This window comes from Aquiflexum sp. (assembly GCF_041749095.1).
Lineage (GTDB): Bacteria > Bacteroidota > Bacteroidia > Cytophagales > Cyclobacteriaceae > Aquiflexum.
In genome coordinates this window covers 1-15025 of sequence record NZ_JBGTCA010000266.1, presented here as the reverse complement: position 1 = coordinate 15025, position 15025 = coordinate 1, and the positions used below count along the sequence as shown (strand labels likewise).

The window sequence follows — 15025 nt, the reverse complement described above, 5'->3', positions numbered from 1 at the left end:
GTTTAAATTTTATACTTGATGTCTAATAGTCATGGCATGGGTTACTCTGGTTTTTTTCTACTCATGCCATGACTCAATTCGATTAGTGATAATTTCACACAAATTCTCTGATAATCATGGCATAAATTACTCTGGTGTTAGCTACTCATGCCATGACTCAACCGGATTTGTTGTATTTTAAACAAAATCTCTAATAGTCATGGCATGAATTATTTCAAAGGTGAAAAAGGCAAGGGAGTCAGATAAACAGATTCTACTTTCTGGACAATTTTGCCATTCCTTTCTGAAGCATCTCTGACAGTAATCCAAGCAGGATCTTTACCGAATTTCGCAAAAGAAGCTTTACCGGCTTTCTCAACTTTATGAGCTAACAGATAAACGAGTTTTTGTTGTTCACCATCTTTCTCAACTGTGTACCAATATATCACATTGGTCATGCCATGTTTTTGAAACAGTTCACGGGTATAATCCCTAAACCTGGCATGAATGGCATCCACTTTTCCGGGAAACATATAATAGGTTCTCAATTCAAATACCCTGTTGCCTGCGTTATGGTCCCGGATGATTTCGGGGGTCAATTCCGGTGCTATGGTCATAAAAACCTGATCAACTTTTGACACCAGTGGGCCATTTGCCTCTGATGCTTTGTAGGCTGCTTGCCATTCCGGATCATTCCCAAATTTTTTCCAAAGCACATCCCTAGACTCCTGATCGGGATAAGCCACGATAAATGTCAAGGAATTGTTTTCCGCATCTGTGGGTATAAAATAAGCAAAATTCTCTATGCCATTTTTCTCAAATAATCTCAAAGTATGGTCTTCAAATCTTTTGATCAGGTCAGGTCTTTTTCCCGCATTGGCGGTATAAGTCCTCATTTCATAATACTTTGATTCCTGAGCTTGAATAGGTACAATGTAAATGGTGAGCAGAATAAAGGTAATGATGGTCAGTCTTTTCATGGTTAGATTTCGGTTATATATGTTTTTCATTTTTAATTTCTTTTTTTCCAGCCTAAGTATGCTGAATAGGATAAAACTGAAGCAATGATCAAAAGCCCAAATGTTTCTCTTGCCTCCTCAGATTCTTGGGTTTTCATTGTCAGGTCTTTGTTTTCAAGTTCAAATCCAATCCATTCACGAACAGAATCAGGGAAAAAATATACTGCTCCAATGACGCATGAGATAATCGCAATGGTCAAAGGAATCAAGGGATGCTTGCCCCGGGCTGCCATTGCTGAAAACAAGATTGCTACCGCATAAATAGTTACCCAGATCTCAGGATCAGGATCATTGATCTGCCAATAGGCAAAAAGTGAAAATCCAAAGATCCAGAAAAGGAAAAAATATTTAGGGAAATTTTTCATAGCAAAGGATGGTTTTAAGGTTTAATTGTTTGGGGATTTAAGTTTTGATAAAGTTAATTTTTGATTTCTATTAAAAGAGATATTTTGAAAAATATTTTGGTTTATAATATAAACTACTTTACATTTACCTAAATCAAAAAATCAACGCTATGAGAAAACTACTTTTATTTACTAGCTTGGTCTTCGGGTCATTTTCTGTTTCGGCACAAATGACATCCGAAGAGGCCTTGGAAAAAATATCATTTATTGTAGGTCAATGGCAGGGAACAGCAAATGTTACCATGGGACCTGGTCAAAATCTGGTTCTTGACCAGCATGAAAATGTCGAACTGAGGTTGGGCGGAAAGCTTTTGTGCATTGAGGGGAAAGGGTACAATGAGGGCAAGTTAGAGTTCAATGCTTTTGCGGTTGTTACATTCGATGAAAGCAAACAGGATTATGAGATGCAAAGTTGGCTTAGTACCGGTGAAAAAACCCAAGCCTATATCAAGGTTCATAATGATGAACAATGGGAATGGGGTTTTGATCTTCCCCAAGGGAAAGTCAGGTATTTTATTTCATTGAATGAAAAAGGACAATGGACTGAGAAGGGCGAGTTTTCTCCAAATGGAAGTAATTGGTACCCGAGCTTTAATATGTTGTTGGACAAAAAATAACAGGACTAAAAATGGAAAAGACTAAAAACTGGGATGAAGCTGAAAGCCTTCAGTTGATCCGCTCCATGATTGAAAGCACCAAATATCAGGTGTATTCAGATAGATTCCTCTACTTTTTGTGGGGCTATGTCACCTTGGCCTGTGCTGCGTTGCATTATATTTTGGCATTTGTTATTGGCTATGAGCATCCTTATATAGTTTGGCTCATAATGCCTCTCATAAGTGTTGTTCATTTCATTTACATTAAGAAAAAAGTGAACTCATCCAAAGTTGCTACTTTTCCCGGCAGGGTCATGCAGGGGATTTGGGGCGGGATGTTTATGGCTATAATTGGGATGGTCATTGGTGCGTTTCATGTTGGCTGGGAGTTTGTCTATCCGGTATTTATGATGCTTTATGGAGTTGCATGCTTTTCGACAGGATCAGCACTTCAGAATAAATATTTGAGTTGGGGAGGTTTTTTAAGTATTCTTATGGGAGTAGTTGCTTTTTTCCTGATTTTTCAATACCAATTGCTTTTGTTGATGTTGGCCATCATTGTCAGCTACATTGCTCCCGCTCATTTGATGAAACCTAATAAATAAGATGTTCAAAAATTTAGATCCCCTTCTCCACAGTCAGTTGAGGCTGGCGGTTGTCTCATTATTGATGGCTGTGGAAGAAGCGGAATTTATTTACCTCAAAGAGAAAACCGGCTCAACTTCAGGGAATCTTAGTGTACAGATCTCCAAACTGAAAGAGGCCGGTTACATAGAAGTTGAAAAATCTTTCCGTGATAATTTTCCTCTGACTACCTGCAAAATCACCAATAAAGGAAGGAAAGCATTTGAAGATTATGTGAATGCTTTGGAAGGGTATATCCGACAAAAGGAATGAATTTTTAAACCTTTGGGATTTTTTGAAGAGTGTATAATTATCTCTATTTTGTTCCCTGTGATTTTTTAAATTGTCATGATAAACCCTCTTAATAATAATTGATGGAACAAAAGATTGAGTATAACCAAAAATTCATTTGGTTGGTCAGTTTGACAGCCGCTTTGGGCGGCTTTCTTTTTGGATATGATTGGGTGGTGATCGGTGGGGCCAAACCATTTTATGAACCTTTTTTCAATATCACTTCACCTACAGACCAAGGCTGGGGAACAAGTTCCGCATTGGTGGGGTGTATGTTAGGTGCCATTCTATGTATAATCTTAAGTGACCGTTTGGGACGAAAGCGTTTATTGATTTTTTCCGGATTCCTTTTTTCACTTTCTGCCATTGGGACTGCTATGTCTGATACCTTTTGGTGGTTTAATTTCTATAGGATTGCAGGAGGGGTAGCAATGGGAATAGCACTCAATCTTTCGCCGTTATATATCGCAGAAATCGCCCCACCCGAGAAGCGGGGCATGTTTGTCACCATCAATCAATTGTTGATCATGATCGGTGTGCTGCTGGCCCAATTGGTCAATTGGCAGATTTCCTTATTGGATACGATGATGCCTGATGAGGCCTCTTTTGATCAGATTGCGGCTAGCTGGAATGGGAATTATGGCTGGCGGTGGATGTTTGGAGTCTAGGTGATTCCTGCGATGCTGTTTTTTATCCTGATGTTTTTTGTACCGGAAAGTGCCAGGTGGCTGATCAAAAACAATGAAGAATCCAAAGCCAGGAAGATCCTGCAAAAAATCGGAGGAGAATTTTATGAGAATCTTGCCGTCACTGAGATAAAAACTACCTTGAGAAAAGAAGACCTAGTCAAGGTCAACTTCAAAGAACTGCTCAACAAACGTGTGGTCAAGTTTTTGGCCATCGGTATATTTTTAGCTTTTCTACAACAATGGAGCGGAGTGAATGTGATCATTTACTACGCGGCTGATATATTTCAGGCGGCAGGTTATACCCTCAAGCAGATGATGCTCAACATTGTGGTCATCGGTTCAGTGATGGTGCTGTCTGTATTTATTACCATTTTCACAGTTGACAAATTCGGAAGAAAAAAACTGCTACTGATCGGAACCTCCGCCATGGCATTATTATACATGTTGATCGGATATTACTTTTATGTTGGTCAGGGAGGATGGGTGGTAGTCTTTTTGGTATTGGCCAATGTGATGTTTTATTCCTTTACCCTTGCTCCTTTGTTGTGGGTGGTTTTATCCGAGATTTTCCCGACAAGGATCAGGGGTGCGGCCATGTCCATAGCTGCTTTGGCACATTGGGTCGGGAATTTTACCTTGACCTATTCTTTCCCGACCATCAAAGAGAACTTAGGCTGGGCCAATAACTTTTGGTTGTACGGAGTGATCTGTGCTATTGGTTTTGTGGTTTTGTATTTGGTATTGCCGGAGACTAAAGGCAAATCATTGGAGCAGATAGAAAGGGAGTTGAAGTGATTTGATTTAGTTCGAGGGCCTGTTTAGTTCAAGTCTTCAGACCCGCCTGCATCGGGCAGGCCCTGTATAGTTCAAGTCTTCAGACTTGGACTTGCAGTCTGAAGATTGCATTGAGATGGTCTATTCGCCGTGTGGAATAGAACCGAAATTCTTTGAGGTCTTCCCTACCGCAAAGAAAGGACCTCGAAGGCTATGCCTTATTATCCGAAAATAAACCTTTCTTCTCACCATAAAACCTTCGAGTACGCCGCGGTGTACTCAAAGGTTAAGCACTATGACTACTTATTCCTCTCGTCAATGCTTTTCTTCACCCCCTCCTTATCCTCTACTTTCCCGCTGAGTGTTTTTCTCAAAATCAAAAATGTAATGATGATAATTGCCGGAATAACTAGATAAATGACTATGTTACTGGTTTCAGAAAAGTCAATAGGTCCACGTGGCCTGGGAATGTCCTGTTGTTTTTGGGAATAGGAAAGAAAGGGGGTAAAGAGGAGTGCCAAAAGGAAATATCCAAAGGCAAAATTGATTTTAATATGTGGTTTCGTTTTCATAAATAATTGGTTTGCTTCAATATAGTAAAAATTGAAATGATTCTGAAATATGGAATGTCACATTCAAAAAAACTTCATACTTAAATCCTGAAATTTGCATTAACCTTTTTAGTGGGCTGTTGCATACCTAAGGATTTTTCCATTAAAGATTTAAATCCACAGCTATTTCCTTTTCCAGATATTTGGATCCCGATGCGTATTGAAAACTGCTCTGATTATAATTTGTCGGCTAGCTTCATCTACAGAATAGTGGATCATGTAGGGATATTTTTTGAGAGGGAGACATCTCACCTCATCATATCTTATCTGAAAAAATTTTACTGATCGAATTGCTTCAAAAGCTTCTTTGACTTCTTGGTGAAAACTTCCACCAAGTCAAGCGACCTTTGAATTGTACCATTTGATACCTTCTTGGATATCAATTTTTGCCGAAGCGTTGATTTTGATTTTATAATCCTTCATTTAAAGTCAAAATCATCTTTAACTTCATCCCAATCTAATAATTGATCAGGATTTTCATTCGCATTCCTAATCCTTTCCCTTACGATTTCTTTATGCTCCTCGGGTATTTCATATTCAAATTCGGTTTCAAGTCCGAGTTGTTCAAATAGCTCTAAATAGAACTCGAATTTTTCTTCCGGGATTTTTAAGGTTACCTCTCTCATAATTTGATTTTTTTGATAGTACTAAGATAGAGAAAATTAACCCGTCAATAAATTACCGGGTTATTATTTCGGTCATGCCTCCGGCATTTTTATTCCCCCCGTAATCAGTAAATGTTTTACTTCTTTTGTCATTGAATCAATCCGCTTTGATGCTGGGATTTTATATCGCCGAAGGCATATATCAAATTATATCGCGAAGCATATATCTACCAACCTTTCCGATCTTTAAGGCCTAATTGAAATCTATAACCTTCGAGGTTAAAAAAAACCTCAAAGGTTTACGAAAACCACCCTCAAACTCTTTGCCCCATGTGCCCCAATCACTAAGGACTGCTCGATATCAGCAGTTTTAGATGGGCCGGCTATAAAAAGGCCGAAACCGGAATCTTGGTTTCCGATCTTTTGGTAGGCGGTATGCATATTAGCAACCAAAGATTTTTCGTCCAAGACTATCACCAAATGCTCAGTGATAAATGGCAATGCCCTCAATCCTATATTTTCATCTGTCAACCAAATCGCCCCGTTTTCCGCTACTCCAAACTGCCCTTTTATAATGGCCACCTCCAAGTCAGCCAGATTATGGGCATCGTCGGGTAATTGTAAGGTGTCAATGTCCTGGATAGAATTTGAAAGATCAATGATTTTGGTAAATCGGTTGATTTCCAGAAACTCGTTCAGTCGCGCTTGATCGACCACCTCTCCTTTATTTCCTTTAATGGATTGAATAAACGCCTCTTTTAAATCCACATTCAATTCAAATTCAGGGATTTCAGGCAATGGCTTATTTTCTGTTGGGATGGCTTTTATTTTCGATAAAATACTTTCTCTGCTGCTCATGACCTATTCTTTTTGTACCACTCTTTGAAAGTTGCTTTTGGAGTTTCGGGCAGATCCCGCTGCTTGCCCCAAGTATTTAATCCCGAATAGGTAATGCTGTCAGGAAGGATTTTCAATGCGCCGCGCATCATGGCTCCACTGACTTTATAAGCAAAGGGAACAGCAAAAATGCCATTGGCGATTTTCATGGAAATGCTCTTGGCATTGGTGCCCTGATCCTTGGTGATTTCCTGCCGCCATTCATAGAGTTGCTCGTGGATGTTGATCTTGACCGGACAGACATCCGAACAAGATCCGCAGAGGGTCGATGCAAAGGGTAGTGAACTGTGTTTTTTTAAATCCAACCCAGGAGAAAGGATAGAACCTATCGGACCTGGAACCACTGAACCATAACTGTAACCCCCACTTCTGCGATAGATGGGACAGGTATTCATACATGCCCCACAGCGGATACATTTCAGGGAGTTTTTAAATTTTTCACGGCCCAACTGTTCGGTCCGGCCATTGTCCAACAGGACAATATGGATTTCTTTATCGGGCGAAGGCGAACGGAAATGGGAATTGTAATTTGTAATGGGCTGCCCTGTAGCAGAACGGGCCAAGAGGCGCAGGAATACCCCAAGGTCTTTTCTTCTGGGAATGATCTTTTCTATGCCCATACAGGCAATATGCACATCGGCCAGGTGAACCCCCATATCGGCATTGCCTTCATTGGTGCAGACCACAAATTCCCCTGTCTCGGCAACTCCAAAATTTACCCCTGTAATGGCTACTTTCGCCCCAAGAAATTTTTCCCGGAGGTGAACCCTTGCCGCATGGGTGAGGTAAGTAGGGTCTTCGTTGCCTTTTTCGGTTTGCAGCTTTTCATGGAATATTTCTGAAATATCCCTTTTCTTTAAATGAATAGCCGGAAGGACAATATGGCTCGGCGGTTGGTTGAGAAACTGTACTATGCGCTCACCCAGGTCTGTGTCCACTACCTCTACGCCATTCTCTTCCAGAAAAGGATTGAGATGACATTCTTCTGTCAGAATGGATTTGCTTTTGACGATGGCCTTGCATTGGTGCTGTTGCAGGATACTTAGGACAATATTATTGTGTTCGTAAGCATCCTTGGCCCAATGAAGATGGATGTTGTTGGCTTTGGCATTTTTTTCAAATTCAATAAGGTATTGGTCCAAATTGGCCAGCACATTGTCTTTAATTTGGGAAGCAAGCTCCCTTAATTGCTCCCATTCTGGTATGGACTTGCTGATGGTGTCGCGCTTGTCCCGGACAAACCACAGCGTCTCGTCATGCCATTTGGATTTGGCACTGTCTTCCAAAAATTCAGATGCTTTTGCAGGATGGCTCATGAGATGGCTTCGTTTAGTATTTCAGCAATATGTTTGAACTGTAGTGCTTGTTTGTTTCTGCGTGCTATTCCTTCCAAGTGCATAATGCAGGACATGTCTCCCCCCGTCAGAACTTCCACACCATGGACGAGGTGGTCTTCCAACCTGTCCTTTCCCATCTGTACGGATAGGGCTTCCTCAGTAACTGCAAAAGTCCCCCCAAATCCACAGCATTCATCTTTTCGGGTCAGTTCCACCCAATCTAAACCATCCAACTGTTCCAAAAGTTGTTTGCCCTTGCTGAAAAAAGGCTCGTTGCGTTCTGAACAAGAACCCAAACGCAATCCCCGATGACCGTGGCAGGAAGCATGGAAACCTACCTTATGAGGGAAGGAACCTTTGATGTTTTCCACTTTCAGTACATCAGTCAAAAACTCCGTCAATTCAAAGGTTTTATCCTGAATTTCTTTTTGTTCCTTTTCCATTCCCGGTACGGCAGGGACATGTTCCTTGACATGCAACACACAGCTTCCTGAAGGTGCCACGATGTAGTCAAATTCCTTGAAGGTTTCCAAGAAGTGTTTCGTAGTTCCTACTGTTCCTCTTTCGTACCCGGCATTGGCCATGGGTTGTCCGCAACAGGTCTGCGCCATGGGGTAGGTAACTTTGCAGCCCAGTTTTTCCAGGAGTTCCATGGTGGCTATGGCTACCTTGGGGTAGAATTGGTCGACGTAGCAGGGGATGAAGAGGGCGATATTTTTATTGAATTTCATAATTCTCTAAGATACATATTATTAGTTTTGATATTGGTGGATATTTGATATTCATTGATATTAGCTCTAGATTCTTGGGTGTTGTGATGGATTCTAGGGTTATCTTATATCCATCAATATCTTTGTTAATATCTACCTTAATCTTATTCAGCATTTTTGGAATTTGAATTTCAAAAAATATGGGAAAATAAATATCCTGTAGTGTCGGGTTGATTTGAGAGGTTCAACACTTTTTCAAAGGAAAAATTGTGTCCAATCACATTTATTCAAAGGAAAAAATGTATGAAATCACATTTTTATGAAGGATAAGAAGATATCTAAAAAATTTCAATTAATATCCCCAAGTATCAAACAATATCCTTCCATCCCCCAAACCAGATTCCATTAAAATCTGATTTTTTGAAAATGGTATTGATTTCCATCAAAGTTTCTGATACATGATATAAGCATTCGTCATTCCTAAATGTAAATGATCAAATGCCTCCGGAATTTCCCCGATTATTCTAAATCCCAATCTCTCCCACAACCTTACAGCCCCTTGATTACTTTTCACCACAATGTTAAACTGCATGGCTTGATAGCCAAGACGTTTTGCTTCGACCAATGAGAATTCTCCCATTGCCATTCCTACTCCTTTCCCCCTTGCCGAGGGCAATGTCAAATAACCGGCATTGGCAATATGGGAACCTAGGTCAGGTTGATTGTCCTTGATAAATAAAGTGCCGACAATTTCGTGATCAATGCAAGCAACATAAGTATGCTTGTCCGATCCGCACCAAAATCCCAACATCTTCTCCTTGGAACTATCAGGGCTAAAAACGATAGTGTCACCCCCTGCGATTACCTGTTTGAGGATATTCCAGATTTGTCCGTAGTCTGTGGGTGTTGCTTTTCTGATTGCTATCATTTATCACTGATCTATGTACTAAAAGCTTTTTCCAAAACTCAAGCCTGCAAAAAGCGGATAAAAATGCAAAGTCTCTCGGACTCCAATAGGAAGAAAAATAAGGGGTGTATATCCGGCCCGGAAAAAGAATCCTCCTTCAGGCTTTTGATATCTGTAACCTAACCTTAAAGGCAAAATCGCATTTAAATGATTAGAATTTTTTACCATGTCCTCTCCCGAAGGGTCAAAGTCATAACTGTTCTCTAAATAAGGAGTTAGTCCTAATCCAAATTCCATGTGGTGCTTCGATCTTCCAAATAAGGCAGTTATTTCCAACGGCAGGGCAGGATTCCAATAGGTTGAACTTAAAACATTTTCATGCCACATAGAAAATCCCACACTGCCTGACAGCTTGAAACTACCGTTTTGGTGAAAAAGGCGGCCATAGCTTAAGGCATATCTACCGGCATTTCCACCCAATTCGACCGAAAGTGTGTTTTTCGCCGTAATGGTCTCAGCTTCGCTTTGTGCTAATCCATCAGAACATAGGGAAATTGTGAACAAAAAAGTCCCGATTATCGCTAAATTAAAGTTAATTGCCATTACCGTTCTTTTTATGGATGTCACTAAATTAAAAAAAATATTTATATTTTTAGTTTTCCATAACAAAATTCTACAATCATGAACAACATATACGTTGCCTTGATTTTTATAGCGATCGGTATTTTGGTCAAACTATTCCCGAATTTAATTGCAGGCTATAGTACCCTGTCCCAAAAGGAAAAAGAAAATGTGAAGGGAAATGGATTTGCAACTTTTATGATGGTTGGATTTTTCATTATGGGGGCAGTCATCCTAGCAGGTCATTTTATAGCCATTTGGCACGGCAAGCCATCTTTAAGCGACACTTTGGGTATTTTTGTAACCTTGATCGGTGCGGTAGTTTTTATAGTTGCAGGACAATGGTTTAGAAGATGATAGTTTATCCAAATATCAAATAGTACCCATCAATATCTCTCCTATATTTTAATCCTTTTTCTACAATATTTCTATTTTATATCCACCATATTTCTACTTTATATCAATTATTTCCAACCAAAATTCCTGCCCCCAACGCCGTCCCCAACGCAAAATCCGTGGTTTCTATACTCAGTCCGTGTAGTTTGTCCCGCAACATTCCCACAAAAATAGGATTGGCATTGAAGCCTCCGTCGATATAAAGTTTCTGGACTTTGGTATCCTTTAAGACGAGGTTTAGGGAAGCGACCTGCAGTTCCGTAAGTTCATGGATAAAACTGTAGTAGGCATCTTCAAAATCGGTAAATCCTTGCCAGTTGGTTGCAATTGCTTGTGAAATACCATAAACCACAGGCTTTAAATACTCAAATTTGAACCGTTTTTGGGGCTTACCTTTTGCCTTGTCATACCTGTCCTTTTCAAATTGCAAAGCCTTGTAATAACCTTTTTCAAGATCAAAATAAGCATAGAGTTTTTCAATCTGAACCTTATGTTCTTCACCGATAAAAAGTCGGCTGATTTTGATAGGACTGCCTTCCTTACTCAGAAAATGCAGGCAATCCTGTCGGAATTGCTCCGTAGTCAGTTTAGAAGAGTTGAAAGGGTTGATACTGATCGCCCAGGTACCGGTGGACAGCAGGGCAAAAGGTTGATCATTGCTTTGAAGGTAGGGCAATAAAGCAGCAGAGGAGTCATGTACACCGACTCCGATACGCATACTATGTTTGTCAAAGGTCTTTGCGAAACTGGTAGTGGTATCAACCACCTCAGGAAGGATTGGGTTGATCCCTTCTTTGTTGACCCAATCGTGATAGGTGCCTTTGCCAAAGTCCCAAAGTCCTGTATGGCAACCTATGCTCGTATATTCCGAAACAGCTTTTCCGGTAAAGAGATACGACAGGTATTGAGGCAAATGTAGACTTCTGTGGATTTTTCTGAAGGTTTCCGGTTTGGCATATTTCAGCCAATAAAGCTGCAGACCGGAGTTTAGCATGGCCAAAGAAGGGGAGGAGGTTTCACGGCTGAAATTTTCAGGAGGACCATATTGGGCATAAAACTGCTCCAAGATTTCCTCGGGATATTCTTTTAGGTAATTGTACAGCGGAGCCACGGGAATGCCACTTTGGTCAATGTGTACAAAGGATGCGCCGTAGGTAGTGAAATTAAGTTTGGTTATCAGAAACTCCGGCAATGCCAAGGCCTCTTTGAGTATTTGTTTTACCCATTTGGTCAGTGCTGCTATGGATTCACATGCTTCACCATCTTCATCCACGATAAAGTCAAGCCTATGGTAAATCCGATAGACCTCCTTGAAGTCCTGATCAAACAAAAAGAATTTTTTGTTGGTCCTTCCGATGTCGAATATGGCTGTTACCTTATTGGGCTCCATGTTATAGTCCGCTGGCTTTACTGTCATTTCCTCTTTCTTTGATCAGGGTTTCCCTCACCTTCAAATCTCTGTAGGTTTGGATAGGGGAAATTGCCCCTCCGCATTGGCGAATAGCTTCTCTTACCAAAGGCCTTAGGTCAGTGCGGAACGCATCCTGTAATATTTCCTGCCCTTGTCCTACATCTTTAGCAACCTGTGCTGCTTCAAGGGATTTTCTGTCTACTGTTAAAGCCTGTGCATAAGCAAGTTTAATGGCCTCAACTGACTGCAAAAGATCCTCCATTGGATCCTTTAAATTATGGCTGGCATCAATCATCCAAGCTGGAGAAGGATTGGCAGTTTCTTCAAAACCGGCTACCAGTTCGTTGAAAATCAGGTATAGTTGGTAAGGTTTGATACTACCCACGGTCAGGTCATCGTCCCCGTATTTGGAATCGTTGAAGTGAAAACCACCCAGTTTGCTTTCTGTCATCAGGGTGGCGACAATCTGCTCGATATTGGAATTGGGCAGATGGTGTCCCAGATCCACCAGGGTGTAAGCCTTTTCTCCCAGTTTGTTGGCCAAAAGAAAAGAAGTGCCCCAATCGGAAATCACCGTGCTGTAAAAGTAGGGTTCGTAAGGTTTATACTCCACCAGCAATCTCCAGTCGCCCGGAAGTTCCTGGTAAATCTCGTGTAGGGATTCATAGGTGTTTTGTAGGGCTTTACGGAAACTGTGCTGACCGGGAAAAGAACTTCCATCTGCCAACCAGACAGTCAGGGCTTTGGAACCCAGTTTTTGTCCGATCTCAATCACCTCCTTGCTGTGGGCAATTGCCAATTCCCTGATGTCTTTGTCACAATTGGCCAAAGATCCGAATTTGTAGGAAAGGGATTGATCTGCTTGATCCTGAAAGGTATTGGAATTCACTGCATCAAAACCGATTTCCACGTCAGCAGCAACCTGTCGGATAGCTTCATAGTCCTTCGGGATATCCCAAGGAATATGAAGCGAGACTGAATCACTTGAACGGTTAAGGGCGTGAAGGATACCTACATCCTGGATTTTTTGGATCAGCGTGGAGGGTTCACCACCTCCTGAAAATCTGCCAAAACGAGTGCCTCCCGTCCCCAATGCCCAAGAGGGTATGGCGATTTGCAGTGCTTTCAGCTTTTGGATCAGGTTTTCTACATTCAGTCCTTTTTTCTCCAGGTTTTCCGCCAGAAAATCAAATTCCCGGGCATGTTGACTTTCCCGGGATTTGTTGGAGGATTGTATATGGTCGGTGGTTATTTTCATGGTTTTTTGTCGCTACTCGGAATTTGCAATTTCGGGTACAGATATAAGGAATTTATAATTCCGAACAAGGGGATTTTGGTTTTCTCTCTATTGAGGGTTATTTGAAGAAAAGACCTTTCCTTGTCATTTCGAACGTAGAGAGAAATCTGATGCGCTGAATCAGGGAACTAGACCTCTCCTGTCGTTGAGGTGACTAGGACAAGCCTTGCCAGTAATAATCCTCAAAACATAGGAAACCCTTTGATTTATTTATCAATCAATTCCTTTGCGTCTTCGCGCCTCCCGATACTCGGGACAAGTTTCGCGGGAACCCAACAATTCTCTGGGCCTTACCTCACAAATGCCGCCGCAACGCCCCCATCCACATTCAGAATATTACCTGTGGATTTGGGGAGAATACCTCCCACAAAAGCAAATACCCCATTGGCTATATCTTCGGTACTGATGATTTCATTCAGCAAAGTTCTTTTTGCGTAATGCGCAGGAAGCTCTTCTACAGTAATGCCATAGGCTTTCGCTCTTCCTTCTGCCCATTTGCCTTCCCAGATTTTGGAACCTTCGATCACAGCATCCGGATTGACCACGTTGACGCGGATTTTGTCCGGACCGAGTTCTGCAGCCAAAAGCCTTGACATATGTACCTGTGCAGCTTTTGCCGTACCGTATCCTACATTGTTTGGACCGGAAACCAGTGCGTTTTTGGAAGCAATATTGATGATGTCGCCACCTAACCCTTGTGCTTTCAGAACAGCGACACCGGCTTGGGAAACTTTGAACTGACCCTTGACCAATACATCATTGAGCAAGTCCCAATCAGCTTCAGTGGTGTCCGTCAAGGACTTGCTGATGGCCAACCCGGCGCAGTTGACGATGATGTCAACTCCACCGAAGGCCAGGCAGGCTTCTTTATAGGCTTGAGCAATAGTATCATTATCCAGCACATCGAGTTTGACGGCGATGGCGGCATCCTTCCCGAAATCTTTTCTGGCAGCAGGCAACCTGTCTTCATCTATGTCAGAAAGGACAACACAGGCCCCCTCCGCTGCAAATTTATCAGCAATTGCTTTTCCTATGCCTCCCGCACTGCCGGTGATCAAAGCTACTTTTCTGGAAAGTGGTTTTTCTTTGGGCATCCTTTGAAGTTTGGCTTCTTCAAGCAACCAGTATTCAATATCAAAAGCTTCCTGCAAAGGCAGAGACACATATTCGGAAACCGCCTCAGCACCGCGCATAACATTGATGGCGTTGACATAAAATTCAGAAGCAACACGTGAAGTCTGTTTATCTTTGGCATAGGAAAACATCCCAACTCCAGGCCAAAGGATGATGACCGGATTGGGGTCACGTATGGCAGGGCTGTTGGAGCGTATGTGTTTCTCGTAATAGTCTTTATATCCTTCTCTGTATTTGGCAAAAAGCTTTTCAATATGGCCTCTCAAAGAATTGAGGTCAGTCAAATCCTGATCTTTGGGAATATCAAGAACCAAAGGAGCGATTTTTGTCCTTAGAAAATGATCAGGACAGGAAGTTCCCAAAGGTGCTAGCTTGTCCAAATCATTGGAGTTGATAAACTGCAGCACAGTGTCGGAGTCGTTAAAAGTTCCCACCATCCGATTATAGCTTGATGCCAACCCTCTTAAAAGTGGAGCAATTTTGGCCGCTTGGTCTTTTCTTTTGCTGGAATCCAAAGACTGGATTTTTTCTCCTCCAAAAACCGGTCTTTTCTTGCCGTAGTTTTCTTCGAGGTATTCGGACGCTTTTTCGATGACTTCCAAGCTGTTGATATAGCATTCGTAAGCGGTGTCTCCCCAAGTAAAAAGTCCGTGACCGCCCAACATGATGCCGCGGATACCGGGATTGGCATCCAATGCGTCTCTCAATTGCAGGCCCAAATCA

At 41.7% G+C, this 15025-nt stretch carries 16 protein-coding genes and 1 pseudogene; 5 read left to right on the top strand and 12 right to left on the bottom strand.

The window, feature by feature from the left end:
• Window positions 1-209: 209 nt before the first annotated feature.
• Complete coding sequence (locus ACEW8O_RS12570) at window positions 210-989, bottom strand: NIPSNAP family protein (RefSeq protein ID WP_373494975.1); 780 nt, start codon at window positions 987-989, stop codon at window positions 210-212.
• Between the two features lie 2 nt (window positions 990-991).
• Window positions 992-1363 carry a transmembrane 220 family protein gene (locus ACEW8O_RS12565; RefSeq protein WP_373494974.1) on the bottom strand — a complete coding sequence of 124 codons (372 nt, stop codon included), beginning with the start codon at window positions 1361-1363 and terminating at the stop codon, window positions 992-994.
• A 149-nt stretch (window positions 1364-1512) separates the two neighbouring features.
• Here ACEW8O_RS12565 and ACEW8O_RS12560 point away from each other — a divergent pair, with 149 nt between their 5' ends.
• The 4 genes and pseudogenes from ACEW8O_RS12560 (at window position 1513) to ACEW8O_RS12545 (ending at window position 4397) form a co-directional block, all read left to right on the top strand.
• Complete coding sequence (locus ACEW8O_RS12560; protein WP_373494973.1) at window positions 1513-2019, top strand: DUF1579 family protein; 507 nt, start codon at window positions 1513-1515, stop codon at window positions 2017-2019.
• A gap of 11 nt (window positions 2020-2030) precedes the next feature.
• Window positions 2031-2603: a hypothetical protein gene (locus ACEW8O_RS12555; RefSeq protein ID WP_373494972.1), complete on the top strand. Its 573-nt coding sequence runs from the start codon at window positions 2031-2033 to the stop codon at window positions 2601-2603.
• Between the two features lies 1 nt (window position 2604).
• Complete coding sequence (locus tag ACEW8O_RS12550; protein ID WP_373494971.1) at window positions 2605-2895, top strand: winged helix-turn-helix domain-containing protein; 291 nt, start codon at window positions 2605-2607, stop codon at window positions 2893-2895.
• Between the two features lie 101 nt (window positions 2896-2996).
• Window positions 2997-4397: pseudogene (locus ACEW8O_RS12545) on the top strand (sugar porter family MFS transporter).
• A gap of 278 nt (window positions 4398-4675) precedes the next feature.
• Here ACEW8O_RS12545 and ACEW8O_RS12540 read toward each other — a convergent pair.
• The 7 genes from ACEW8O_RS12540 to ACEW8O_RS12510 all read right to left on the bottom strand — a co-directional run bounded on the left by ACEW8O_RS12540 (window position 4676) and on the right by ACEW8O_RS12510 (window position 10046).
• On the bottom strand, window positions 4676-4948 hold the full coding sequence (locus ACEW8O_RS12540; protein WP_373494970.1) for a hypothetical protein: 273 nt from the start codon (window positions 4946-4948) through the stop codon (window positions 4676-4678).
• Window positions 4949-5406: 458 nt separating this feature from the next.
• Entirely contained in the window at window positions 5407-5613 is a 207-nt protein-coding gene (locus tag ACEW8O_RS12535) for an addiction module protein (protein ID WP_373494969.1), read from the bottom strand.
• Window positions 5614-5883: 270 nt separating this feature from the next.
• On the bottom strand, window positions 5884-6450 hold the full coding sequence (locus ACEW8O_RS12530) for a lactate utilization protein C (RefSeq protein WP_373494968.1): 567 nt from the start codon (window positions 6448-6450) through the stop codon (window positions 5884-5886).
• The gene (locus tag ACEW8O_RS12525; protein WP_373494967.1) at window positions 6447-7805 is read right to left on the bottom strand and encodes a lactate utilization protein B; all 1359 of its coding nucleotides are present in this window, start codon (window positions 7803-7805) and stop codon (window positions 6447-6449) included. Before ACEW8O_RS12525 ends, ACEW8O_RS12530 begins: the two co-directional genes overlap by 4 nt.
• Window positions 7802-8557, bottom strand: a complete 756-nt coding sequence (locus ACEW8O_RS12520) for a (Fe-S)-binding protein (protein WP_373494966.1) — start codon at window positions 8555-8557, stop codon at window positions 7802-7804. The genes ACEW8O_RS12525 and ACEW8O_RS12520 overlap by 4 nt, the downstream gene beginning before the upstream one ends.
• 421 nt (window positions 8558-8978) lie before the next feature.
• A complete protein-coding gene (locus ACEW8O_RS12515; protein WP_373494965.1) occupies window positions 8979-9464 on the bottom strand; it encodes an N-acetyltransferase family protein in 486 nt (161 codons plus the stop codon).
• Between the two features lie 18 nt (window positions 9465-9482).
• On the bottom strand, window positions 9483-10046 hold the full coding sequence (locus tag ACEW8O_RS12510; RefSeq protein ID WP_373494964.1) for a hypothetical protein: 564 nt from the start codon (window positions 10044-10046) through the stop codon (window positions 9483-9485).
• 78 nt (window positions 10047-10124) lie between these two features.
• Here ACEW8O_RS12510 and ACEW8O_RS12505 point away from each other — a divergent pair, with 78 nt between their 5' ends.
• Window positions 10125-10421 carry a DUF3784 domain-containing protein gene (locus tag ACEW8O_RS12505; RefSeq protein WP_373494963.1) on the top strand — a complete coding sequence of 99 codons (297 nt, stop codon included), beginning with the start codon at window positions 10125-10127 and terminating at the stop codon, window positions 10419-10421.
• 103 nt (window positions 10422-10524) lie between these two features.
• On the opposite strand, the gene ACEW8O_RS12500 is transcribed toward ACEW8O_RS12505, so the two are convergent.
• From ACEW8O_RS12500 to rhaD, 3 genes are all read right to left on the bottom strand, one after another.
• Complete coding sequence (locus ACEW8O_RS12500) at window positions 10525-11877, bottom strand: FGGY family carbohydrate kinase (protein WP_373494962.1); 1353 nt, start codon at window positions 11875-11877, stop codon at window positions 10525-10527.
• Window positions 11852-13129, bottom strand: a complete 1278-nt coding sequence (locus ACEW8O_RS12495; protein ID WP_373494961.1) for a sugar isomerase — start codon at window positions 13127-13129, stop codon at window positions 11852-11854. Before ACEW8O_RS12495 ends, ACEW8O_RS12500 begins: the two co-directional genes overlap by 26 nt.
• A 329-nt stretch (window positions 13130-13458) precedes the next feature.
• Window positions 13459-15025 (bottom strand): bifunctional rhamnulose-1-phosphate aldolase/short-chain dehydrogenase (rhaD, locus tag ACEW8O_RS12490; protein WP_373494960.1); only part of this gene is annotated, 1567 nt, incomplete at its 5' end.

Bases quoted from the DNA above. Each gene is read 5' to 3' on its own strand.
- ACEW8O_RS12570 (WP_373494975.1), bottom strand. From the start codon at position 989: ATGAAAAACATATATAACCGAAATCTAACCATGAAAAGACTGACCATC.
- ACEW8O_RS12565 (WP_373494974.1), bottom strand. From the start codon at position 1,363: ATGAAAAATTTCCCTAAATATTTTTTCCTTTTCTGGATCTTTGGATTT.
- ACEW8O_RS12560 (WP_373494973.1), top strand. From the start codon at position 1,513: ATGAGAAAACTACTTTTATTTACTAGCTTGGTCTTCGGGTCATTTTCT.
- ACEW8O_RS12555 (WP_373494972.1), top strand. From the start codon at position 2,031: ATGGAAAAGACTAAAAACTGGGATGAAGCTGAAAGCCTTCAGTTGATC.
- ACEW8O_RS12550 (WP_373494971.1), top strand. From the start codon at position 2,605: ATGTTCAAAAATTTAGATCCCCTTCTCCACAGTCAGTTGAGGCTGGCG.
- ACEW8O_RS12540 (WP_373494970.1), bottom strand. From the start codon at position 4,948: ATGAAAACGAAACCACATATTAAAATCAATTTTGCCTTTGGATATTTC.
- ACEW8O_RS12535 (WP_373494969.1), bottom strand. From the start codon at position 5,613: ATGAGAGAGGTAACCTTAAAAATCCCGGAAGAAAAATTCGAGTTCTAT.
- ACEW8O_RS12530 (WP_373494968.1), bottom strand. From the start codon at position 6,450: ATGAGCAGCAGAGAAAGTATTTTATCGAAAATAAAAGCCATCCCAACA.
- ACEW8O_RS12525 (WP_373494967.1), bottom strand. From the start codon at position 7,805: ATGAGCCATCCTGCAAAAGCATCTGAATTTTTGGAAGACAGTGCCAAA.
- ACEW8O_RS12520 (WP_373494966.1), bottom strand. From the start codon at position 8,557: ATGAAATTCAATAAAAATATCGCCCTCTTCATCCCCTGCTACGTCGAC.
- ACEW8O_RS12515 (WP_373494965.1), bottom strand. From the start codon at position 9,464: ATGATAGCAATCAGAAAAGCAACACCCACAGACTACGGACAAATCTGG.
- ACEW8O_RS12510 (WP_373494964.1), bottom strand. From the start codon at position 10,046: ATGGCAATTAACTTTAATTTAGCGATAATCGGGACTTTTTTGTTCACA.
- ACEW8O_RS12505 (WP_373494963.1), top strand. From the start codon at position 10,125: ATGAACAACATATACGTTGCCTTGATTTTTATAGCGATCGGTATTTTG.
- ACEW8O_RS12500 (WP_373494962.1), bottom strand. From the start codon at position 11,877: ATGACAGTAAAGCCAGCGGACTATAACATGGAGCCCAATAAGGTAACA.
- ACEW8O_RS12495 (WP_373494961.1), bottom strand. From the start codon at position 13,129: ATGAAAATAACCACCGACCATATACAATCCTCCAACAAATCCCGGGAA.